Below are 21,543 nucleotides of genomic sequence, written 5' to 3' on the forward strand. Positions count from 1 at the left end.
TGAATGGTCAATTAGCGGCCGGCGCGGGCGCGCAGGCGGTCGAGCGGCTCCTGGGGCGCGAGGTAGTGCGGCGCCACCGCTTCGAGCGCAGTGAGCTTGATTCCCAGCGCGGCGGCTGTCAAGTCCTGGATGGCCGGGTCGATCACGTTATCGACTTTCATCGAGTCGAGGTTGTCGCGGGTGATGATGGGCTCGCCCGGCAGCGACTCGAACAGGCGCGCCTGCAGCCGGGCCAGGCGCGGCGGCAATTCGATGATGGGACGCTCGCAGCCGGCGTAGCGCCCGGCCAGGCGCACCAGCTCGGCCAGCGTGTAGACGTTCGGCCCGCCGAGCTGGTAGACCTGGTGGCGCGCGGCCGGATCGCGCAGCGCGTTGAGGAAGGCCTGGGCGACGTCGCCGACGTAGACCGGCTGGAATACCGCCGAGGCGCAGGCGAGCGGAATGACGGGAAAACGCCGCTGCAGCCGCGCGAACACGGTCAGGAACTGGTCTCCGGGGCCGAACACGACCGAAGGCCGGAAGATGGTCGCCGCCACCTCGGGCCGGCTGCGCGCGGCCAGTTCGCCGTCGGCCTTCGAGCGCTGGTACATCGAGGGACCCTCGATGCTGGCGCCGAGCGCGCTCATGTGCAGGTAACGCTCGACGCCGCAAGCGGCGCAGGCGTCGACGATGCGGCGCGGCAGGTCGACGTGAGCGCGCCGGAACTCCGGCCCGTAAGGCTGGGCGCGGCTGCCGTGCAGGATGCCGACCAGGTTGATCGCGGCCGTGTGTCCCTCGAGCAGGCGGCGCACGGTGGCGTCGTCGTGGATGTCGGCCTCGACCACGTCGACCCCGGGCAGGGTCGTCAGGTGGCGCACGCGCGCGGCGTGGCGCGTCGGCACCAGCGCGGGGATGCTTTCCTCGGCCAGCAGCGCCAGCAAATGACTGCCGATGAATCCGGAACCGCCAAATACCACCACCGACAGGTCGCGCATGGAGTCCTCGTCTAAAAACCGTCTCGGTATTGCGTCAGGGGAGTCCGCTCGCGGCGCCGCGCGGGGCGATCGTTCCCAGGCGCGCCTTGAGCGACTGCGGCCGCCGCTCGAACAGCGCGGCGTAGTTCGTTGCGTTCGACATCACGTTGCGCACGTAGGTTCGGGTCTCGGTGAACGGGATCGACTCGACGAACACCGCCCCTTCCATCGGCGCCTCGAGCTGGCCGCGCCAGGTGCGCGAGCGCGCCGGGCCGGCATTGTAGGCGGCGGTGGCCAGCACCTGCGAGCCGCCGTTATTTTCCAGCACCATGTTCATGTAGTTGGCGCCAAGCGTGATATTGGTGCGCAGGTCGTTGAGCATGTCGTGCACGAAGTCGGTCAAGCCGATCTTCGCCGCCACCCACTTGCCGGTGGCCGGCATCACCTGCATCAGGCCGGAGGCGCCCACGCCCGAGCGGGCGTCGGAAACGAAACGCGACTCCTGGCGGATCAGGCCATACACCCAGGCGGTGTCGAGCGACAGGTTCTTTGCCGTGGGATGCAGGATGTCGTTGTGCGGCGCCGGGAAGCGCTGGTCGAAATCGAGCTCGTTGCGGGTGCGCAGCGAGGTCTCGACCATGCGGTCGAGCAGCTCGTTGCGGCGCGCGTACTCGGCGGCGGCGAGCAGCTGGCGCTCGGACAGGCCGCGCAGCGCCCAGCTCCACTCGCGGTTGCCTTCCGGGCGCAGGCGCAGCGCATAGAACTTCATGGCCTGTTTCATCGCCGGCAAGGCCGCCACATAGGCCACTTCGCCCGGCGTCGGCGGCGCGGCCGCGGGCGGGATCGTCACCAGTTCGCCCAGCTCTTCCATCGCCAGCTGGCCATAGAAATTGTTCTGGGTGGCGATGCGGCGGAACAGGGCCTCGCCCTCTTCCTTGCGGTTCTGCGCCACGTGGGCCCGCCCGCGCCAGTAGATCCAGCCCGATTCGGCGGCCAGGCCGGCGGGCATCGCGTCGATGGTGGCGGCGACCGTCTTCCAGTCGCCGCGGCGCAGCGCCATGCGGGTCTTCCATTCGAGCTGGAAGTTCGACAGCGGCGCGCCTTCGGCACGCTTCCAGTAGTCGTGGGCGTCGGGCGACAGCGCGATCGAGGCGGCCAGGGCGACGTTGGCCCAGCCGATCGCGCGTTCTTCCTTGTTCAGTTTGCTGCTGTTCTTCTCGAGCGCGACCACGGCCAATTTGAGGCTGGTGCGCGCCATGCGGCCCAGCGCGACCAGGTAGATCTCGTGCTCGGCGCGGTTCGCGCCGATGCCGCGCGCCATCGCCACCGCCGGCACGTCGACCGCTTGCGCGGCGCGGGTGTCCGAGGCCCCGAGCAGCTGGGCGATGCGGCGCGAAGGACCGGTGGCGCCCATTTCGCCGGCCAGGCGCAGCTGCACCAGCAAATCGTCCTGGCCCAGCTGATTCATCTGCACCAGTTGGGTCATCAGCGCGGCGCAGCCCTCGCCGTAAGCGGGCGGGTTGGTCAGCAGCGCACGCGCTTCCGGCGCCACCCGCTCGCCGCGCAGCGCGCGCGCCTGCAAGCCGTAGCAGCGCACCTGCAGCTCGGGGGTACCGGCAAGCTGGCGCATTTCGTGCTCGAAGTTGTTCCAGTCGCGCTGGCGCCCGAGTTCGAGCAGCCAGTCGGCACGCAGGCGTTCGGCGATCGCGCTGCCTTCGTGGCGGCGCAGCACGGCGCGCACCTCGTCCGGCGTGGCGTCGCGCAAACGCGGTTTGAGACGATAATAGTCGACGTAGCCTGAGAGCACGTAGTCCGGCAGGCGCGAGGCCAGCGCGTTGGCGCGGGCGGCGTCGTTCTGGCGCGCCGCCTCGCGCAGCAGGAGGAAGGTGTCATCCTCGGCACTGGCGGCGTCGATCGCCGGGGCGGCGCCCGGCGCGGCCGGGACCGAGGAGGCGCCTGGAACGGGCGGCACCGCCTGCGGGACCTCGGCGATGGCGGCGAGGCTGGTGGCGGCGAGGACTGCGCCGGCTATCAATTTCCACGGAAACAACAACACAGCTTTTCTACCCTTCATTCGAGATCATGACCGGCGAATCAAGAATACCATGCGCATCAATCGTGCCGCCAGAGAACGCCTCCAGCGTGGCCAGTTCGGACGCCAGAGTCAGCGCGGCGGCAAAGACAGCGTTGCGCAAACACCTCAAAGCCCAGCGTGCGGCGCTCGATGACGCGGGCAAGGCGGAGCGCGACCGCCGCATCGGCGCCCAGGTGCTGGCCTGGTGGCGCCGCACGCGTCCGCCCCTGCTGGCCGTGTACTGGCCGCTCAGCGGCGAACCGGACCTGGGCGAGACCTACCGCGCCCTGGTGCAGGAAGGCGCCGCGCTGGCGCTGCCGGTGGTGCTCGAACGCCACGCGCCGCTGGCCTTTGCCGCCTGGACGCCGGGCGAAGCGATGGCCAGCGACCCGCTGGGCGTGGCGGTGCCGGCCACGCTGCGCACGGTGGAACGCCCGCCGGCCCTGCTGGTCCCCTGCCTGGGATTCAACGAACACGGTTACCGGCTCGGCTACGGCGGCGGCTTCTACGACCGCACCCTGGCCGGCGGCGTGCGCCCGGCAACCCTGGGCATCGCCTACGCCTGCCAGGCGGCCCCCTTCGATGCCGACGCCCACGACGTGCCGCTCGACCTGATCGTGACCGAGGAAACAGGCGTGGAATGAAAAAAATCCCGGCAACGCGCCTGCGCCGCCGGGACTTTCCATTTCCGCCACCTTATTTACCGGTCAGGCGCTTCCAGATGGCGGTGGTCGCCACCGCCTGGTTCATGCTGTAGAAATGCAGGCCCGGCGCGCCACCTGCCAGCAGGCGTTCGCACAGAGTGGAGACCACGTCCAGGCCGAAGGCCTTGATCGAGGCGCTGTCGTCGCCGAAGCTGGCCAGCTTGAGGCGCACCCAGCGCGGAATCTCGGCGCCGCACATGTCGGAGAAACGCATCAGTTGCGTGTAGTTCGTGATCGGCATGATGCCGGCCACGATCGGCACCTCGATTCCCATCTTGCGCACGTTGTCGACGAACTGGAAATAGGCGTCGGCATTGTAGAAGTACTGGGTGATCGCGGCGTTCGCGCCCGCGTGGACCTTGCGCGCGAAATTCTGCAGGTCGTCCTGGGGCGAACGGGCCTGCGGATGCATTTCCGGATAGGCCGCCACTTTGATGTGGAACCAGTCGCCGGTTTCCTGGCGGATGAACTCGACCAGTTCGTTGGCGTAGCGCAGTTCGCCGGCGCCGCCGTAGCCGCTCGGCAGGTCGCCGCGCAAGGCCACCAGGCGGCGGATGCCGTGCTGCTGGAATTGCTTGAGCAGCACACGGATCGATTCGCGCGTGGCGCCGATGCACGACAGGTGGGGCGCGGCCGGGTGGCCGTCGGCCATGATGTCGAGCACGGTGTCGAGCGTGCCCTGCTGGGTGGACCCGCCGGCGCCGAAGGTCACCGAGAAATACGTCGGCGACAGTTCAGCCAGCTGGCGGCGCGTGGCGCGCAGCTTTTCCGCGCCCTCGGGCGTCTTGGGCGGGAAGAACTCGATGCTGAAATTATGAGTTTCCATCGTCTTTCAGGAGCAAGGTGGAAAGCGCCCACGAAATCACGCTGTACAGGATCGCCGCCAGGAAGGCCGACCAGAACCCCGCCACCTCGAAACCCTCCACCCACTGCGACACCAGCCAGAACAGCAAGGCGTTGATCACCAGGATGAACAGCCCCATCGACAGCAGCGTGACGGGCAAGGTCAACAGGACCAGCAGCGGCCGGATCAGCGTGTTGACCAGGCCCAGCACCAGGGCGGCGATCAGGGCGGTGCCGACATTGCTGACGGCGACGGAATGCATCAGGTAAGGCAGGGCCATCAGCGCGGCAGCGTTGATCAGCCAGGTCAGGAGCAGGCGCATGTTGAGCTTCTTTCGTGTGCGTTTCTTGTTGTTGGGTCGCGGGAACGGAGTCCGTTCCCGCAGGCTGCGTGTCTCTTGCAGCGAAACCGCCGCACGCAGCGCGGCCGGCGCGGGCGCGCAGGACGCCCGCTTACCGCATATTAATAGCGGTAGTGGTCCGGCTTGAACGGGCCTTCCTTCTGCACCGAGATGTAGGCGGCCTGCTCGTCGGTCAGCGTGGTCAGCTGGGCGTTGAGCTTCTTCAGTTGCAGGCGCGCGACCTTCTCGTCCAGGTGCTTCGGCAGGGTGTAAACGCCGACCGGGTATTTATCCGTGTTGGCGAACAGCTCGATCTGGGCGATGGTCTGGTTCGCGAACGACGAGCTCATCACGTACGACGGGTGACCGGTGCCGCAGCCCAGGTTCACCAGGCGGCCTTCGGCCAGCAGGATGATGCGCTTACCGTCCGGGAAGATCACGTGGTCGACCTGCGGCTTGATGTTTTCCCACTCGTACTTCTTCAGCGCGGCGACTTCGATCTCGTTGTCGAAGTGACCGATGTTGCAGACGATCGCCTGGTCCTTCATCTTGAGCATGTGCGCTTCGGTGATGACGTGGTAGTTGCCGGTGCAGGTAACAAAAATGTCGCCGTGTTCGGCGGCGTAGTCCATGGTCACGACGCGGTAGCCTTCCATCGCCGCCTGCAGTGCGCAGATCGGGTCGATCTCGGTGACCCACACCTGCGCCGACAGGGCGCGCATGGCCTGGGCCGAACCTTTACCCACGTCGCCGTAACCAGCGATGACGGCGATCTTGCCGGCGACCATCACGTCGGTGGCGCGCTTGATGCCGTCGACCAGCGACTCGCGGCAGCCGTACAGGTTATCGAACTTCGACTTGGTGACGGAATCGTTGACGTTGATGGCCGGGAAGGCCAGCTTGCCTTCCTGGTGCATCTGGTACAGGCGGTGCACGCCGGTGGTGGTTTCCTCGGTCACGCCCAGGATGCACGGCAGGCGCTTCGAGTACCACTGCGGGTCGCGGGCCAGGCGGCCTTTGATGGCGTTGAACAGGCAGATTTCTTCGTCCGAACCCGGATTCGCCAGCACGGAAATGTCCTTCTCGGCGCGGGTGCCCAGGTGCAGCAGCAGGGTCGCGTCGCCGCCGTCGTCGAGGATCATGTTGGCACGGTTGTCGCCCGGCCATTCGAAGATGCGGTGGGTGTATTCCCAGTATTCATCGAGGGTTTCGCCCTTGACGGCGAACACCGGGGTGCCGACCGAAGCGATGGCGGCGGCGGCGTGGTCCTGGGTCGAGTAGATGTTGCACGACGCCCAGCGCACCTGCGCGCCGAGGGCTTCCAGCGTGCGGATCAGCACGGCGGTCTGGATGGTCATGTGCAGCGAGCCGGCAATGCGCGCGCCCTTCAGGGGCTGGCTTGCGGCGTATTCCTCGCGGATTGCCATCAGGCCCGGCATTTCGGTTTCGGCGATGCGGATTTCCTTCTCGCCCCAGGCAGCCAGGGAGAGGTCGGCAATGTGGAAGTCTTGGGTTTCTTTCAGTACGGCGTTCATCACGCCCTCCTTTCAGTTAGAAAAAAGTAACGTGAGCGCAGTGTTGATATCCGAGCCTGGCGAAAAGGAATCTTTTCGTCGCAACGCTCCTCGGAACGGGGTAGTTTAGCACGACTAAGGACGGGATTGGCTTTGGCGGTGCTGGTTTTGCTGCACCTGCAACATGGGGTGTAGGGTGGGTTCTTGAACCCAAGCAGATGCAACGCATGCCCATCGGAGGGTAAGCCGATGCCACGCCAGCATCAGTTGCGTAGGGTGGGCTCTCGAGCCCACGCGGGGATAGGCGACGATGATAGTCAGCGGCTGATCAAGCGTTGACTATCACCGCGTGGGCACAAGTGCCCACCCTACGTTTTACGCCAGGCCCGCTTCCGCGCGCAGCAGCGCGGCCTTGTCGGTGCGCTCCCAGGTGAATTCCGGCTCTTCGCGGCCGAAGTGGCCGTAGGCGGCCGTCTTGGCGTAGATCGGGCGCAGCAGGTCGAGCATCTGCACGATGCCTTTCGGGCGCAGGTCGAAGTGTTCCATCACCAGCTGGGCGATCTTCTCGTCGGAGATGACGCCGGTGCCTTCGGTGTAGACGGTGATGTTGATCGGCTTGGCCACGCCGATGGCGTAGCTGACCTGCACCTGGCACTGGCGCGCGAGACCGGCGGCGACGATGTTCTTCGCCACGTAGCGCGCGGCGTAGGCGGCCGAGCGGTCGACCTTGGACGGGTCCTTGCCCGAGAACGCGCCGCCGCCGTGCGGGGCCGCGCCGCCGTAGGTGTCGACGATGATCTTGCGGCCGGTCAGGCCGCAGTCGCCCTGCGGGCCGCCGATGACGAAACGGCCGGTCGGGTTGACCAGGTAGCGCGTGCCCTGCAGCCACTCGCGCGGCAGGATCGGCTTGATGATCTCTTCGATCACGGCTTCCTCGATCTGCGAGTGGGTGACGTCCGGATGGTGCTGGGTCGAGAGCACCACGGTGTCCACGGCGACCGGGCGGCCATCGACGTAGCGCAGCGTGACCTGCGATTTCGCATCCGGGCGCAGCCATGGCAGGCGGCCGTCCTTGCGCAGCTGCGACTGGCGCTCGACCAGGCGGTGCGCATAGTGGATCGCGGCCGGCATCAGCTCGGCGGTCTCGTCGCAGGCATAGCCGAACATCAGGCCCTGGTCGCCCGCGCCCTGGTCGAGGTCAATGCCGGCGCCTTCGTCGACGCCCTGGGCGATGTCCGGCGACTGCTTGTCGTAGCAGACCATGACGGCGCAACCCTTGTAGTCGATGCCGAAGTCGGTGTTGTCGTAGCCGATGCGCTTGATGGTGTCGCGCGCGACGCGAATATAATCGACGTTCGCGTGGGTCGTGATCTCGCCGGCCAGCACCACCAGGCCGGTGTTGCACAGCGTTTCGGCGGCGACGCGCGCGCGCGGGTCCTGCTCGAAGATCGCGTCGAGGATGGCGTCCGAGATCTGGTCGGCAACTTTATCGGGATGGCCTTCCGAGACGGATTCGGAAGTGAAGAGGTAGTCGTTGGACATGAAGGCTCCTGTTACTGTTCAAAAAACTGCCGCAGCAACATGTGCCTGCGACGCTTTAGCGACATTTATATTCCGCTTCGCAAGTTGTCTATTAACTCGGCGGATCCTGCGTAAAGTGGTATTTTACGCTCCTTTAAGAAATTTTTGGCAGAGCAGGCCTGCTCTTCCTGAACGCCGATCAATCGCATGCTAGTTATTCTATTCAGAGTTCTCTCCATATTTCCCCTGCGCCTGCTGCACGCGCTCGGCGCCGCGCTGGGCTGGCTGGTCTACCTGCTCTCCCCTTCTTATCGCCGCCGCCTCGACGCCAACCTGGCCCAGGCCGGCTATAGCGCCTACCGCCGCGCCGCCGTCGCCGAGGCCGGCAAGGCCATCGTCGAACTGGCCTTCGTCTGGTGCGGCAAGCCGGAACGCGTGGCGCGCCATGCCAGCATCGAGAACTGGGACCTGGTCCAACGCACGCTCGACGCCGGCCGCGGCATTGTGTTTTTAACGCCACACTTGGGCTGTTTCGAGATGACCGCCCAGCAGATCGCCCTGCACACGGCGCTCACCGTCATGTACCGGCCGCCGCGCAAGAGCGCCCTGAAACCGCTGGTCGAAGGCGCCAGGGCCCGCCACAACCTGCACCTGGCCCCGGCCAACCTGTCGGGCGTGCGCATCCTGGCCAAGACCCTCAAAAGCGGCCAGCCGATCGGCCTGCTGCCCGACCAGGTGCCGCAGGAAGGCGAAGGCACCTGGGCGCCCTGGTTCGGGCGCAGCGCCTATACCATGACGCTGCCGGCCAAGCTGGCCCAGCTGGGCAAGGCCGACATCCTGCTGGTCTATGCCGAGCGCCTGCCGCAAGGCCGCGGCTACGTCGTGCGTTTCGTGCCCTTCGAAGGCGACTTGTCGGGCAACCCGGCCGAGCAGGCGGCCAGCATCAACCGCGCGATGGAGCAATTGATCTCCCGCTGCCCGGCGCAGTATTTCTGGAGCTACAACCGCTACAAGCAACCGCAGGGCGTGGACGCACCGCAAGCCGAGGCCGTCGCATGAGGGTCGCCATCGCATTCATGTGGCTGCTGCACTGGCTGCCGCTGCCCGTGCTCGGGCGTTTCGGCGAAGCCGTCGGCAGCCTGATCTACCTGATCCTCGGCAAGCGCCGCAAGATCGCCCTGACCAACCTGCGCCTGTGCATGCCGGAGCTGACGGAAAAGGAAAGGCGCAACATCGCCTATCGCCACTTCCAGGGCTATTCGCGCAGCATCTTCGAGCGCTCCATTTTGTGGTGGGCGCCGGAAGAACGCGTGCGCAGCCTGATCCAGGTCGAACCGGCGGTACCCCAGGCCGAGATGGAAGCCGGCCCGACCATCCTGCTGTGCCCGCACTTCGTATGCCTGGACGTGGCCGGCGTCGCCGCGCGCGTGATCCCGGTGTGCAGCATGTACGTGCCGCAGAAGAACGAAGCCTTCGACAAACTGCTGCGCCATGGCCGCGAACGCTACGGCCCGGTGCGCCTGGTGACGCGCAAGGAAGGCATCAAGCCGATCCTGCGCGCGCTGCGCGACGGCCTGCCCTACTTCATGCTGCCGGACATGGACTTCGGCGAAAAGGACGCCGAATTCGTGCCCTTCTTCGGCGTGCCGGCCGCGACCCTCACGGCCCTGGGCCGCATTGCCGCCACGACCGGCGCGAAAGTCATCCCGGTGGTGGCGACCTTCCTGCCGAACTACAAGGGCTGGCGCGTACGCTTCTATCCGGCATGGGAAAACTACCCGGGCGCCGACATGGTCGAGGCCACGCGCCGCATGAACGCCTTCATCGAAGAGCGCGTGCGCGAGGCGCCGGCCGAATACTTCTGGACCCATAAACGCTTCAAGACCCGGCCGCCGGGCGAACCTTCCCTGTACGACTGATTTATAGAATGAAACTCAAGTTCACCAAGATGCACGGCGCGGGCAACGACTTCGTCGTGATCGACGCCATCAACCAGCAGATCGATTTCGATACGAACCAGTGGCGCCGCCTGGGCGACCGCCGCTTCGGCGTCGGCGCCGACCAGATCCTGGTCGTCGAGCGCCCGCTTGAGCCCGGCTGCGATTTCCGCTACCGCATCTTTAATAGCGATGGCGGCGAGGTCGAGCAATGCGGCAACGGTTCGCGCGCCTTCGTTCGCTTCGTCAGCGAGAAAGGCTTGACGGATAAACGCAGCATCCGCGTCCAGACCATGGCCGGCATCATCGAGCCGCGCCTGGAAGACGACGGCAGCGTGACGGTCGACATGGGCGCGCCGGTGCTGGAAGCGGCCGCCGTGCCCTTCGACAGCGCCGGCCTGACTGGCCGCCCCGAGGGACGCGACACCTTGTGGCCGCTGTCCCTGCGCCAGGGCGGCGCGGAGCGCACCGTGCTCGTGTCCGTGGTCTCGATGGGCAATCCGCACGCCGTGCAGACGGTCGACGATGTCGACAACGCGCCGGTGGCCGAACTCGGCCCGCAAATCGAACATCACCCGCGCTTCCCGAAGCGCGTGAATGCCGGCTTCATGCAGGTGGTGCATCGCCATCATGTGAAACTGCGGGTGTACGAGCGCGGCGCGGGCGAGACCCTGGCCTGCGGCACCGGTGCCTGCGCCGCCGTCGTGGCGGGCATCCGGCGCGGCCTGCTCGATTCGCCGGTGCGGGTGTCGGCCCGCGGCGGCGAATTGTCGATCGCCTGGGCCGGCGAAGGCGAACCGGTCTACCTGAGCGGTCCGGCCGTTACCGTCTTCGAAGGCGAAATCGAGCTGTAATCCCGTCCGCCGCCAGCCAGCTCCTCAGGCCGCCAGGCCGTAGGACGCGCCGCGGCCCGGCACCGGCGGCTTGGCCGGCTTGATGACCTGGGACATGTCGGCCACCGCCGTGCGCAGCCGGTACAGGCGCTGGCGGTAATTCCCTTCCGGCCCGCCCGGACCGCAATCCACGTTCTCGAACAACTGCACGATGCGGTCGAGCGCTTGCCGCTCGTGCGCGGTCTCGATCATGACCAGGCGCCGCTTGCTGCGCCCGTAGCTGGCGCGGATGTCGATCACCAGGCAGTGACCCTGGTCGGCCGCGTGCACGTCGAGCAGCAGGGCTTCCGCGCGGCTGAGCCCGAACAGGGCCGCCAGTTCCAGCCGGGCCGCCAGCAGCGGATGGGCGGACAGGTCGATCGCGCAGCCCAGCAGGGCGCCGGTCTCGGTGTGCAGCGCGTCGGCGAGCCGCGGCGCGATTTTTTGCAGCGCGGCGGCGGCATCGGGGCAGCCTCCGGCCGCCGCCTGCTGCAGCCAGTAGACCGCGCGCACGTCGTTGTTTTCGTTCTCGCGCCGGGCGCGCCAGGCATTGTTGCCGCACTCGAGCTGCGCCACGCGGTAGCCCATTTCCGCCGCCCGCTCGAGATAGCGCTGGGCATCGGCGACGTTGCGCTGCGAGAACTCGGGTTTGACGTAGATGCGCGACAAGGCATACCAGGCTTCGGCCAGGCCTTGTTCGCCCGCCAGCAGCAGCCAGCGGATCGCCTTCTTGAAGTTCGCCGCGCCGGCGCCGCCCGCCACCCGGGTGCCGTCGACCTGCATGCGCGCATACCACAGCCCCATGGCAAGCTGGGCATGGCGGTCGTTCTCGGCCGCGGCCAGCTCCCAGAACACGTGCAGTTCGGCGGCGTCGACGCCGGCGCCGGCCATGCCGCGCTCGAGCAGGCGGGCGACACGCGACAGCAGGCTCGTTTCGCCCGGCGTCAGGCGCTGGGTGTGCTTGCCGGCGCCCCCTTCGGCCAGGGCGCGCGCCAGCGGCAGCGCGCGCTCGAGGTAGTCCTGCCACTGGCCGCTCTTCCAGCTTTGCTCCAGCAGGGCGAACTGCGCTTCGGGCAAGCCGTTGTCGGCGGCCCGGCGCAGCCAGGGCTGGCCCGCTGCCGGTTCGGCCGCCGCGGCGCCGCTGGCCGCACGCGCCGGCAGCGCCGCCGCCGTGCCTGCCGGCCTGGGCGCGGCCGCGGCCGCGGGCTGGCGCGCCAGCAGCCATTGGGCCTCGGCAAAGCCGGCGCGGGCCGCGTCCTCGAGGGCGCGCAGGGCTTTCGCACGCAGTGCCGGCGCCAGCGCCGCGCCCGGCTCTTCGAGCAGCAGCTGGGCCAGCACCAGTCCGGCGCGCGTGTTGCCGGCGTCGTAGGCGCGCTCGTACCAGGCGGTCAGCGGCCCGGCATGCTGGCGCGCCAGTTCGAGCGGCACGTGGTTGCCGATCAGCTGGCAGGACTCCAGGCAGCCCTGGTGCGCGGCGCGGTCGAGCCAGTGCAGCGCGGTCGGCAGGCTTTGCGGCAGGCCGGCGCTGCCGAACAGATAGCGCTTGCCCAGGGCGAGCTGGGCGTCGGCGCGGCCGGCACGGGCGCCGCGGATGATCGCCAGTTCTTCACGATTAGCCATCGGTCGATCTTTTACTAGTGGGGGGGTGGGCAGCGTGGGCGCGACTGGAATCGGCAAGGATGATGGCAGCACGTTGCCGCGGCCAAAGTTGCCAATATACAAGAAGCGCGAGAATCGCGCCCACACCGCTGCGGTTCGAGGGAAGTCTAAGCCAGCCCCGGGCGCGCCACGTCCCGAACAGCTTGATGATTGACACCGAACAAGGGCACCGAAACGGAGCGGAACTTGGCAAAATTGCAGTGCGGCAAGCACTTCAATGGTGCGAAAAGGGGTGGTAGACGTTTCGAAAATACAACAGCACGATTGGTTAAATTGGCTTTCCACCAAGTCCAGCCCGCATAATTAACCAATCCGGCAATCTTGACGCATTAAACAATTACTGTTCACTCGTCCGAGTGTTCAGCAAACCAATAACGTCTCAATGCTCTCTGGATCCCCGATTCACCTTATAAGAGGATACGAATAAATGAAAAAGTCACTGATGGCAGTCGCTCTTGTTGGCGCTTTCGCCGGCGTTGCCCACGCACAAACCGCCGTTCAGATCTACGGCACCATCGACGCTGGCGTGCAGAAGCGCAGCGGCGACACCCTGAGCATCGGCAAGCGCGCCGCCAACACCCTGGGCTTCAAGGGCACCGAAGACCTGGGCAATGGCCTGAAAGCTCTGTTCCAACTGGAAATCCGCTACGAGTCGGACACCGGCACCGTTGAAAACGGTTCGCGTCCGCTGTTCCAGGGCCAGAGCCGCGTCGGCCTGCAGGGCGACTTCGGTATGGTCCGCATCGGTCGCGGCCTGACCCCGTACCAGGAAACCATCGGCGCCTTCGAGCCGTGGCACGCACTGCCGAACCAGGGCGGCTTCTACACCGACCTGGCAGTCGCTGGCTACAACTCGGCACCGCTGGAGCCGGCCAACTCGTCGAACAACCGCTGGTCGAACGCCTTCTGGTACAACTCGCCGGTCACCGGCGGCTTCCAGCTGAACGCAGCCATCGCCACCAAGGAAGGCGCAGGCGCCAACGGCCGTGCAGTCGGCCAATACCCGGTCGGCGCCGAAGCTTCGGCCAACCCGTTCTCGATCTCGGCAACCTACAACAACGGCCCTGCGGCCCTGATGCTGGGTTACGAGCGTAACGCCGTCGAAACCAAGGTCATGTCGGTCGCCGGTTCGTTCATGGCAACCCCGGAACTGAAGCTGATGGCCCTGTACACCCGTCAGGACCAGGACAACACCGCCTTCGCCGCCGGCCTGCCGGGCGCGAAGACCAACGCATGGGTGCTGGGCGCGAACTACACCATGGGCCCGGGCAAGTTCCTGGTTGGCTACGGCCAGAAGGATCCGGACAACTGGATCAAGACCAAGCAGATGTCGCTGGGCTACGAGTACAGCCTGTCGAAGCGTACCTACCTGTACATCGACGCATCGCGCAAGACCGGTCCTCAGTCGCAGTTTGGCCAGGACGCATCGGTCAACTACTACGACCTGGGCGTGAACCACTCGTTCTAAGCTGACGCGGGCCCAGGCCCGCCACGCATGAACCGCAAGGGCGGACACCGGCAACGGTGCCCGCCCTTGTTGCATTTGGCGGCTTGCGGCGCGGGCGCCTTTTTTCTGCCCGCCCTCCCCTGCTCGGGTAAAATTGCGCACACACATTTTCTGCAAGCTCAGCCCATGACCGTTACCCTGGACTCCGCCGCCGTCGCCCGCTACCTGGCCGACCACCCGCGCTTTTTCGAAGAACACGCCGGCCTGCTGGGCGAAGTCAAGCTGTCCAGCCCACTGACCGGCAAGACGGTATCGCTCCAGGAGCGCCAGATGGAAGTGATGCGCGCCAAGTACAACGCGCTCGAGCTGCGCATCGCCGACCTGCTGCGTACCGCCAGCGACAACAACACCATCCTCAACCGTTTCCACGCCTGGCACCTGGCGTTGCTGCGCTCAAACGGCGGCGCGGCGATGGCGCGCGACCTGGTCGACGGCCTGATCGAGCATTTCAGTGTGCCACAGGCAACGCTGCGCCTGTGGAACGTGGCGCCGGAACATGCCGACAGCTGGTTCGCCGCCGGCGTGGCCGAGGATGCGCGCCTGTTCGCCGCCAGCCTGCGCGCGCCTTATTGCGGCCCGAACAAGGATTTCGAGGCGGTGCGCTGGCTCGACGACGCCGCCGCCGTGCGCTCGATCGTGCTGCTGCCGCTGGTCGCCGAGGGCAAGACCTTCGGCCTGCTGGTGCTGGGTTCGCCGGACGCCGAGCGTTTCAGCCCGGCGATGGCGACCGACTTCCTGGTCCAGCTGGGCCAATCCGCCAGCACCGCGCTGGCGCCGCTGCGCGCCTGACCATGGACGCGGCGCGGGACTGGGCCAGCCGCTACCTGGGCGAACTGGTGACCCAGCGCCAGCTGTCGCCGCTCACGGTCGCGGCCTACCGGCGCGACCTGGCCGAGCTGGCAGAACTGGCCGGCCACGACGACTGGGCGCGCCTGACGCACGCCGACATGCGCCGCTTCGCCGCCCGCCTGCACGCGGCCGGGCAGAACCCGCGCTCGATCGCGCGCAAGCTCTCCGGCTGGCGCGGCTTCTACCAGTGGCTGTCGCTGCAGCTGGCCCTGCCGGCCAACCCGGTCGACGGCGTACGCGCGCCGCGCCGCGCCAAGTCGCTACCCAAGGCCCTGGCCGTCGACGACGCCGTCCAGCTGCTGGAAGCGAACCGCCACGGCCATCCGGAGCCGGCCGAGCTATGCAACCGGGCGATGTTCGAACTGCTGTACTCGAGCGGGCTGCGGGTCTCGGAGCTGGCCGGCCTCGACCTGGCGTACACCGACGGCAAGCAGGGCGGCTCGCTGGGCTGGTTCGATGCGGCCTCGGGCGAAGTGGTGGTCACCGGCAAGGGCGGCAAGATGCGCCGGGTGCCGGTGGGCGGCCCCGCGCGCGCGGCGCTGGCGGCCTGGCTGGCGGCGCGTCCACCGGCCAGTGACGGCAGCCCCGCCCTGTTCCTGTCCAGCCGCGGCACCCGCATCACCCCGCGCGTGGTCCAGCAGCGCCTCAAGCAGCATGCGATCAAGGCCGGCGCCCCGGTCCACGTGCACCCCCACGTGCTGCGCCACTCCTTCGCCTCCCACCTGCTGCAATCCTCGGGCGACCTGCGCGCCGTGCAGGAACTGCTCGGCCACGCCAGCATCACCTCGACCCAAGTGTATACCGCGCTCGACTTCCAGCACCTGGCCGCCGTCTACGACAAGGCGCACCCGCGGGCCAAGGCGAAATAAACGCCTCGTGCTTTACGCTTATCAGTAGGCTGCGCACAACTTTTAGTGGCCAGCTTGGGCTCCCGGCAATAGTTCGCTTGCGCTGGCGCAAGGGCGTGTACGGTTGATGGTGGCAGATTGCAAATTGCGGCATAATCCTTCGATTCCCCACGCCCGATCGGGCCGACTAGAGCAGAAACACATGTCACTGATCCCCACTACCATCCTCACTGGCTTCCTCGGCGCCGGCAAGACCACCCTCCTGAACCGCATCCTGCGCGAGGAGCACGGCCTGCGCATCGCCGTCATCGAAAACGAGTTCGGCCAGGAAAACATCGACAACGAAATCCTGGTGCAGGACAGCGGCGAGCAGATCGTCGAAATGAACAACGGCTGCATTTGCTGCACCGTACGCGGCGACCTGATCGTGGCGCTGACCAACCTGGCGCAAAAGCGCGAAGCCGGCGAGATCGCGTTCGACCGCGTCGTCATCGAAACGACCGGCCTGGCCAACCCGGGCCCGGTGGCGCAAACTTTCTTCGTGGACGAGGAAGTGGGCGCCCACTACCTGCTCGACGCGGTGGTGACCGTGGTCGATGCCCGCCACGCGATGGACCAGCTGGACCGCCACGAAGAGGCCCAGCGCCAGGTCGGTTTCGCCGACAAGATCCTGCTGTCGAAGATCGACCTGGTCGACGCCGCCGCAGTCGAAACGCTGAAGAACCGCCTGGCGCGCATCAACCCGCGGGCGCCGATCTCGACCTCCGACTTCGGACGCGCGCCCCTGGCCGAGGTGCTCGACCTGCGCGGCTTCAACCTGAACGACAAGCTCGAGCTCGACCCCGACTTCCTGCGCGCCGACGAGCACGACCACGAACACCACGATCACGCGCACGATCACGCGCATTGCGGCCACGACCATGCCCATGGCGAAGCCTGCACCCACGACCACCACCATCCGCACCACAGCGACGACATCGCCGCCTTCGTGTTCAAGAGCGAGCGCGCCTTCGATCCCGAGCGCCTCGACCAGTTCCTCGGCAGCCTGGTGCAGGTGTTCGGTCCGAACATGCTGCGCTACAAGGGCGTACTGTCGATGCAGGGCGCGGACCGCAAAGTCGTGTTCCAGGGCGTGCATCAAATCATGGGCAGCGACCTGGGGGCAAAGTGGGAAGACGGCGAGACACGCGGCAGCAAAATGGTGTTTATTGGTAAAAATTTACCAAAAGACGTATTTATCCGCGGATTGGAACAATGTTTGGTATAAACTATCCCGGTTTTGCGGTACCCGTTGCGCCCGCCCAAGCGGCGTGACAGGTACCGTCGAGCGAGCGCTGCCGGCCAGTCCGGCAGCGAAGACGGCAGCGGCAATGGCCGTCATGGCAGCGAAGCGATGCGCATACCCCTGGACTATCCAGTGTTGCTGCTGAGCCAGCTGATAAAATGAAAACCTCTGTCGTATCGAAGGTAAGTGAAGTCATGACTAAAACAACGAAACCGAATACCGCCGCGCAGGCCGAAGACCGACTCTTGACGGAAGAAGAAATTCGGGCGATGGGCGACGAGGACTACATGAACCCGGCCCAGCTCGCGTTCTTCAAGGACCGCCTGCAACAGCTCGAGAAAGAGCTGCTGAAAAATGCCGGTGAGACCACAGAGCACCTGCGCGAAACCGTCCTGGTCCCGGACCCGGCCGACCGCGCCACCATCGAGGAAGAGCACGCACTGGAACTGCGCACCCGCGACCGCGAGCGCAAGCTGCTCAAGAAGGTCCAGCAATCGCTGGCCGCCATCGAAGCCGGCGAGTACGGCTGGTGCGAGGAAACCGGCGAACCGATCGGCATCCCCCGCCTGATCGCCCGTCCGACCGCCACCCTGTCGCTGGAAGCCCAGCAGCGCCGCGAACTGAAGCAGAAGCTGTACGGCGACTGATTCCCAGCCGGCACCAACAGAAAAAAGCATGCCTTCGCCGCATGCTTTTTTCTTTTTACGCGCCCGGCCTGTGCTGGCGTGCCGTCAAGATCTTTCCTATGGGATACACTAGAGCGCCCGCAGTGTGTTTGCGCTTGCGCACGTGTGCGCAGGGTGTGAAACGAGCGTCCGTGCTACCGTCATGGTCGAGCGCCGCCCCCGGTGGCGCGGCGCCGAGCGTGCACGATAACCAGGGCAAACGACAGACGGAAACGACGTGGGCTTATTTTCCTTCCTGAAGAAAAAGAACGACTCCCTGCCCGAGGCGCCGGCGACGCGCCTGCGCACGGACGAAGCGTCGCGCCTGGCCAGCGAAGCCGAGCGCGAGCGCCAGCGCGACATCGCGCGCGCCACCGCCGCCAAGATCGACGCCATCGAACTGGCCATGACCACCGACCTGTTCGACGACCTCGACACCGGCTGGGGCAGCGGCCACCGCCCCCCGGCGGCGGCCGCGCCGCTGGCCCCGGCCGGCGATACCGAACCGGATCCGCTGACCGACCAGCCCGACGCCGCCGCCATCCCGGCCAGCGCGCCGGTGGTCGAGGAAAGCGCGATCCTCTACGCCAACGGCCAGGCCGACCTGGCCGAGCAGATGCTGCGCGATTCCCTGGGCGAACTCGGCCGCGGCGAGCGCCTGCCCTGGTGGATGCTGTTCGACCTCTACCAGGCGCAAGGCCGCGAGCAGGCCTTCGAGAGCATCGCGATCGACTACGCCAGCCATTTCGAAACCTCTCCCCCCGCCTACGTCGAGCGCCTGCCGCGCGCGGCGCCGCAGCAGGCGTTTGCCGGCGTGGCGCCCGTCATGCGCCTCGGCGCCGCGCTCGACGCCAGCGTCGCCGCCCAGCTCCAGTCCCTGCGCGCCCCGGCGAGCGCCGGCAAGCCGGTGCGGCTCGACTTCGGCGCCGTGCGCAGCGCCAGCCTGGACGCCTGCGCCGCCCTGCTGGCCGGCCTGCAGGACCTGCGCGCCGCAGGGCAGGACATCGAGCTGGCCGGCGCCGACGCGCTGCTGGCCGTGCTGCGCCCGAAGCTCGCGATCGGCGAGCGTGCCGGCGGCGAGGCGCCCTGGCTGCTCCTGCTCGAACTATTGCAGTTGCTCGACCGCGAAAAGGATTTCGAGGAGACCGCGATGGATTACTGCGTCACCTTCGAGGTGTCGCCGCCTTCGTTCGAGGCGCCGCTGCGCCAGGTTCCCGCCGGTGCGCCCGGCGCCATCGACGCCCCTATCGCGCAGGGAGCCGCCGGACAGCGTTTCCTGTTGCCGCCGGTGGTGGACGGCGATGTCTCCCCGCTGCTGGCCGCGATCGACGCCTACGCCGCCTCGGTCCCGGCCGCAATGCAGGCGCCCGCTGCCGGAGCGGTCGACGCCGCCGCGGCAGGCATCGTGCTGGACTGCTCGCGCCTGGCGCGGATCGGTTTCGGCGCGGCGAACGCCCTGCACGGCCGCCTGCGCGCGCTGGCCGCCCAAGGGCGCCAGGTCGAGCTGCGCGAACTGAACCACATGGTCGCGGCCCTGCTGCGCCTGCTGAACTACGGCGACTGCGCGCGCCTGTACGCCCATAAATACTGAGCGGCGGATCGGGGCCTTCCCTATCTCCTGCTGAGCTTTCGCGTCACCCTGTCTTGCAATTCTGTGCAACAGCCCCACTTGCGGAGGGCTAGTTAACCATGAGGCAGATATGGAACAATTTCACGGCACCACCATTGTGAGTGTGCGTCGCGGCTCGCAAGTCGCATTGGGCGGCGATGGCCAGGTCACCCTGGGGAACGTCGTCATGAAGGGCTCGGCCCGCAAGGTGCGCAAGCTCTACCAGGGCAAGGTCCTGTGCGGCTTCGCCGGCGCCACCGCCGACGCCTTCACCCTGCTCGACCGCTTCGAGGCCAAGCTCGAGAAGCACCAGGGCAATTTGCTGCGCTCCTCGGTCGAACTGGCCAAGGACTGGCGCACCGACCGCATGCTGCGCAAGCTCGAGGCGATGCTGCTGGTGGCCGACAGGGAGTCGACCCTCATCATCACCGGCAATGGCGACGTGCTGGAACCGGAAGACGGCATCGGCGCGATCGGTTCGGGCGGCATCTACGCCCAGTCCGCAGCCAAGGCGCTGCAGGAAAATACCGAGCTGCCGCCCGCCGAGGTCGTCAAGAAGGCGCTGACGATTGCCGGCGAGCTGTGCATCTACACCAATTTGTCCCACATCATCGAAACGCTGGACTGACCGGCATGCACACCATGAACATGACTCCCCTTGAAATCGTCTCGGAACTGGACAAGCACGTCGTCGGCCAGGGCAAGGCCAAGCGCGCCGTTGCCATCGCCCTGCGCAACCGCTGGCGCCGCCAGCAGGTGGCCGAGCCGCTGCGCCACGAGATCACCCCGAAGAACATCCTCATGATCGGCCCGACCGGCGTCGGCAAGACCGAGATCGCGCGCCGCCTGGCGAAACTGGCCGACGCGCCCTTCATCAAGATCGAGGCGACCAAGTTCACCGAGGTCGGCTATGTCGGCCGCGACGTCGACACCATCATCCGCGACCTGATCGACATCGGCGTGAAGCAGACCCGCGCTTCCGAAATGAAGAAGGTGCGCCAGCGCGCCGAGGACGCGGCCGAGGACCGCATCATCGACATCCTGGTGCCGCCGGCGCGCGACTTCGGCTTCAACGTCAGCGCCTCGGCCGACGCCAAGGAAGGCGACAGCACCCGCCAGACCTTCCGCAAGCGCCTGCGCGAAGGTTCGCTCGACGACCGCGAAGTCGAGATCGAAGTGGCCGAGGCCTCGCCGCAGATGGAAATCATGGCGCCGCCGGGCATGGAAGAAATGACGGAACAGATCAAGTCGATGTTCGCCGGCGTCGGCGGCGCGCGCAAGAAGCCGCGCAAGATGAAGATCAAGGAAGCGATGAAGGTGCTGGCCGAGGAAGAGGCGGCGCGCCTGATCAACGAAGACGAAATGAAGCAGAAGGCGATCCACAATGTCGAGAACAACGGCATCGTCTTCCTCGACGAGATCGACAAGATCGCAACCCGCTCCGAACACGGCGGCGCCGACGTCTCGCGCGCCGGCGTGCAGCGCGACCTGCTGCCGCTGGTCGAGGGCACGACGGTGAACACGAAGTACGGCATGATCCGCACCGACCACATCCTGTTCATCGCCTCGGGCGCATTCCACCTGTCGAAGCCGTCGGACCTGATTCCCGAGCTGCAGGGCCGCTTCCCGATCCGGGTCGAACTGGAATCGCTGTCGATCGACGACTTCAAGCGCATTCTCACCAGCACCGACGCCTGCCTCACCACGCAGTACGAAGCGCTGCTGGCGACCGAGGGCATCAAGATCGACTTTACCGAAGACGGGATCCACCGCCTGGCCGAGATCGCCTTCTCGGTGAACGAGCGTACCGAGAACATCGGCGCGCGCCGCCTGTACACGGTGATGGAAAAACTGCTCGAGGAAGTCTCCTTCGATGCCAGCGACCGCCAGGACAAGCTGGTGAGGATCGACGCGGCCTACGTCAACGAACGCCTCGACGTGCTCTCTTCCAACGAAGACCTGTCGCGCTACGTGCTGTAAGGAGCCAGGAGAAAACGATGGCGAACAAGGCACTCGCAACCCGGCAGAAGATGCGCCTGCGCGTCGAGCCGGCGCAGAACTTCGGCAAGCCGCGCAACCCGATCGCGGCGCTGGCCAAGGCACGCGCGGCCGGGCCGCACGCCAAGCCGCTGTCGAGCGAGCGCCAGGCCGCCAAGCGCTTGCTCAAGAAGGCCAAACTGACGGCCGACGAGGACGAGTGAAGAAAGGGAGCCGCGGCTCCCTTTTTTTTATATGGTGGCCTCCCCTGAACCTTCTTTACCTGGCGTCGGGTGTGCTGCGGCACGAAAGACCGCGTGGGTTCAAGAGCCCACCCTACCCGAACTGTCGGGTATGCTTAAACACGAAAGACCGCGTGGGTTCA

The 21,543-nt window shown here is 66.7% G+C and carries 21 protein-coding genes and 1 riboswitch; of the genes, 13 read left to right on the forward strand and 8 right to left on the reverse strand.

What is annotated here, in order from left to right:
- Positions 1–11 precede the first annotated feature (11 nt).
- From RT688_RS17060 to RT688_RS17070, 3 genes are read right to left on the reverse strand one after another with little or no spacing between them, the layout of a single operon-like run.
- A complete protein-coding gene (locus tag RT688_RS17060; protein ID WP_313706044.1) occupies positions 12–974 on the reverse strand; it encodes a complex I NDUFA9 subunit family protein in 963 nt (320 codons plus the stop codon).
- Between the two features lie 34 nt (positions 975–1,008).
- Positions 1,009–3,003 (reverse strand): transglycosylase SLT domain-containing protein, encoded by a 1,995-nt coding sequence (locus tag RT688_RS17065; protein ID WP_409521936.1) that lies wholly within the window; start codon positions 3,001–3,003, stop codon positions 1,009–1,011.
- A 13-nt stretch (positions 3,004–3,016) separates the two neighbouring features.
- Positions 3,017–3,148, reverse strand: coding sequence for a hypothetical protein (locus RT688_RS17070; RefSeq protein WP_313706046.1), 132 nt, complete (start codon positions 3,146–3,148; stop codon positions 3,017–3,019).
- Between RT688_RS17070 and RT688_RS17075 the strand changes: the two genes are divergently transcribed.
- Positions 3,141–3,671, forward strand: coding sequence for a 5-formyltetrahydrofolate cyclo-ligase (locus tag RT688_RS17075; protein ID WP_313706047.1), 531 nt, complete (start codon positions 3,141–3,143; stop codon positions 3,669–3,671). The two genes, RT688_RS17070 and RT688_RS17075, sit on opposite strands and share 8 nt — an antisense overlap.
- Before the next feature lie 52 nt (positions 3,672–3,723).
- Here the strand turns inward: RT688_RS17075 and metF are convergent, their stop codons facing one another.
- The 4 genes from metF to metK all read right to left on the reverse strand — a co-directional run bounded on the left by metF (position 3,724) and on the right by metK (position 7,971).
- A complete protein-coding gene (metF, locus tag RT688_RS17080; protein WP_313706048.1) occupies positions 3,724–4,557 on the reverse strand; it encodes a methylenetetrahydrofolate reductase [NAD(P)H] in 834 nt (277 codons plus the stop codon).
- Positions 4,544–4,897: a phage holin family protein gene (locus tag RT688_RS17085; RefSeq protein ID WP_313706049.1), complete on the reverse strand. Its 354-nt coding sequence runs from the start codon at positions 4,895–4,897 to the stop codon at positions 4,544–4,546. Before RT688_RS17085 ends, metF begins: the two co-directional genes overlap by 14 nt.
- Positions 4,898–5,037: 140 nt before the next feature.
- A complete protein-coding gene (ahcY, locus tag RT688_RS17090) occupies positions 5,038–6,450 on the reverse strand; it encodes an adenosylhomocysteinase (RefSeq protein WP_313706050.1) in 1,413 nt (470 codons plus the stop codon).
- A 26-nt stretch (positions 6,451–6,476) separates the two neighbouring features.
- Positions 6,477–6,548, reverse strand: a riboswitch (S-adenosyl-L-homocysteine riboswitch).
- Between the two features lie 256 nt (positions 6,549–6,804).
- The gene (gene metK / locus RT688_RS17095; protein ID WP_313706051.1) at positions 6,805–7,971 is read right to left on the reverse strand and encodes a methionine adenosyltransferase; all 1,167 of its coding nucleotides are present in this window, start codon (positions 7,969–7,971) and stop codon (positions 6,805–6,807) included.
- A 186-nt stretch (positions 7,972–8,157) separates the two neighbouring features.
- Between metK and RT688_RS17100 the strand changes: the two genes are divergently transcribed.
- From RT688_RS17100 to dapF, 3 genes are read left to right on the forward strand one after another with little or no spacing between them, the layout of a single operon-like run.
- The gene (locus RT688_RS17100) at positions 8,158–9,009 is read left to right on the forward strand and encodes a lysophospholipid acyltransferase family protein (RefSeq protein ID WP_313706052.1); all 852 of its coding nucleotides are present in this window, start codon (positions 8,158–8,160) and stop codon (positions 9,007–9,009) included.
- Positions 9,006–9,869, forward strand: a complete 864-nt coding sequence (locus RT688_RS17105) for a lipid A biosynthesis acyltransferase (RefSeq protein ID WP_313706053.1) — start codon at positions 9,006–9,008, stop codon at positions 9,867–9,869. Before RT688_RS17100 ends, RT688_RS17105 begins: the two co-directional genes overlap by 4 nt.
- 8 nt (positions 9,870–9,877) lie before the next feature.
- Positions 9,878–10,741, forward strand: a complete 864-nt coding sequence (gene dapF, locus RT688_RS17110; protein WP_313706054.1) for a diaminopimelate epimerase — start codon at positions 9,878–9,880, stop codon at positions 10,739–10,741.
- A gap of 24 nt (positions 10,742–10,765) precedes the next feature.
- Here dapF and RT688_RS17115 read toward each other — a convergent pair whose 3' ends face one another.
- On the reverse strand, positions 10,766–12,379 hold the full coding sequence (locus tag RT688_RS17115; RefSeq protein WP_313706055.1) for a hypothetical protein: 1,614 nt from the start codon (positions 12,377–12,379) through the stop codon (positions 10,766–10,768).
- A gap of 466 nt (positions 12,380–12,845) precedes the next feature.
- On the opposite strand from RT688_RS17115, the gene RT688_RS17120 reads away from it, so the two are divergent.
- The 9 genes from RT688_RS17120 to RT688_RS17160 all read left to right on the forward strand — a co-directional run bounded on the left by RT688_RS17120 (position 12,846) and on the right by RT688_RS17160 (position 21,382).
- Positions 12,846–13,886 carry a porin gene (locus RT688_RS17120; RefSeq protein WP_313706056.1) on the forward strand — a complete coding sequence of 347 codons (1,041 nt, stop codon included), beginning with the start codon at positions 12,846–12,848 and terminating at the stop codon, positions 13,884–13,886.
- Positions 13,887–14,051: 165 nt separating this feature from the next.
- Positions 14,052–14,714 (forward strand): DUF484 family protein, encoded by a 663-nt coding sequence (locus tag RT688_RS17125; RefSeq protein ID WP_313706057.1) that lies wholly within the window; start codon positions 14,052–14,054, stop codon positions 14,712–14,714.
- 2 nt (positions 14,715–14,716) lie between these two features.
- Positions 14,717–15,643: a tyrosine recombinase XerC gene (locus RT688_RS17130; protein ID WP_313706058.1), complete on the forward strand. Its 927-nt coding sequence runs from the start codon at positions 14,717–14,719 to the stop codon at positions 15,641–15,643.
- A gap of 181 nt (positions 15,644–15,824) precedes the next feature.
- On the forward strand, positions 15,825–16,889 hold the full coding sequence (locus tag RT688_RS17135) for a GTP-binding protein (RefSeq protein WP_313706059.1): 1,065 nt from the start codon (positions 15,825–15,827) through the stop codon (positions 16,887–16,889).
- Between the two features lie 212 nt (positions 16,890–17,101).
- Positions 17,102–17,554: an RNA polymerase-binding protein DksA gene (gene dksA / locus RT688_RS17140; protein WP_312553169.1), complete on the forward strand. Its 453-nt coding sequence runs from the start codon at positions 17,102–17,104 to the stop codon at positions 17,552–17,554.
- 256 nt (positions 17,555–17,810) lie between these two features.
- Positions 17,811–19,163, forward strand: a complete 1,353-nt coding sequence (locus tag RT688_RS17145) for an STAS domain-containing protein (protein ID WP_313706060.1) — start codon at positions 17,811–17,813, stop codon at positions 19,161–19,163.
- 109 nt (positions 19,164–19,272) lie between these two features.
- Entirely contained in the window at positions 19,273–19,809 is a 537-nt protein-coding gene (hslV, locus tag RT688_RS17150) for an ATP-dependent protease subunit HslV (protein WP_312554174.1), read from the forward strand.
- A gap of 14 nt (positions 19,810–19,823) precedes the next feature.
- On the forward strand, positions 19,824–21,161 hold the full coding sequence (gene hslU, locus RT688_RS17155) for an ATP-dependent protease ATPase subunit HslU (RefSeq protein WP_313706061.1): 1,338 nt from the start codon (positions 19,824–19,826) through the stop codon (positions 21,159–21,161).
- A 17-nt stretch (positions 21,162–21,178) separates the two neighbouring features.
- The gene (locus RT688_RS17160; RefSeq protein ID WP_313706062.1) at positions 21,179–21,382 is read left to right on the forward strand and encodes a hypothetical protein; all 204 of its coding nucleotides are present in this window, start codon (positions 21,179–21,181) and stop codon (positions 21,380–21,382) included.
- The last annotated feature ends 161 nt before the right edge of the window (positions 21,383–21,543 follow it).

The sequence above is a fragment of the Massilia sp. genome, from assembly GCF_032106685.1.
In the GTDB taxonomy this organism is placed as follows: Bacteria; Pseudomonadota; Gammaproteobacteria; order Burkholderiales; family Burkholderiaceae_D; genus Telluria.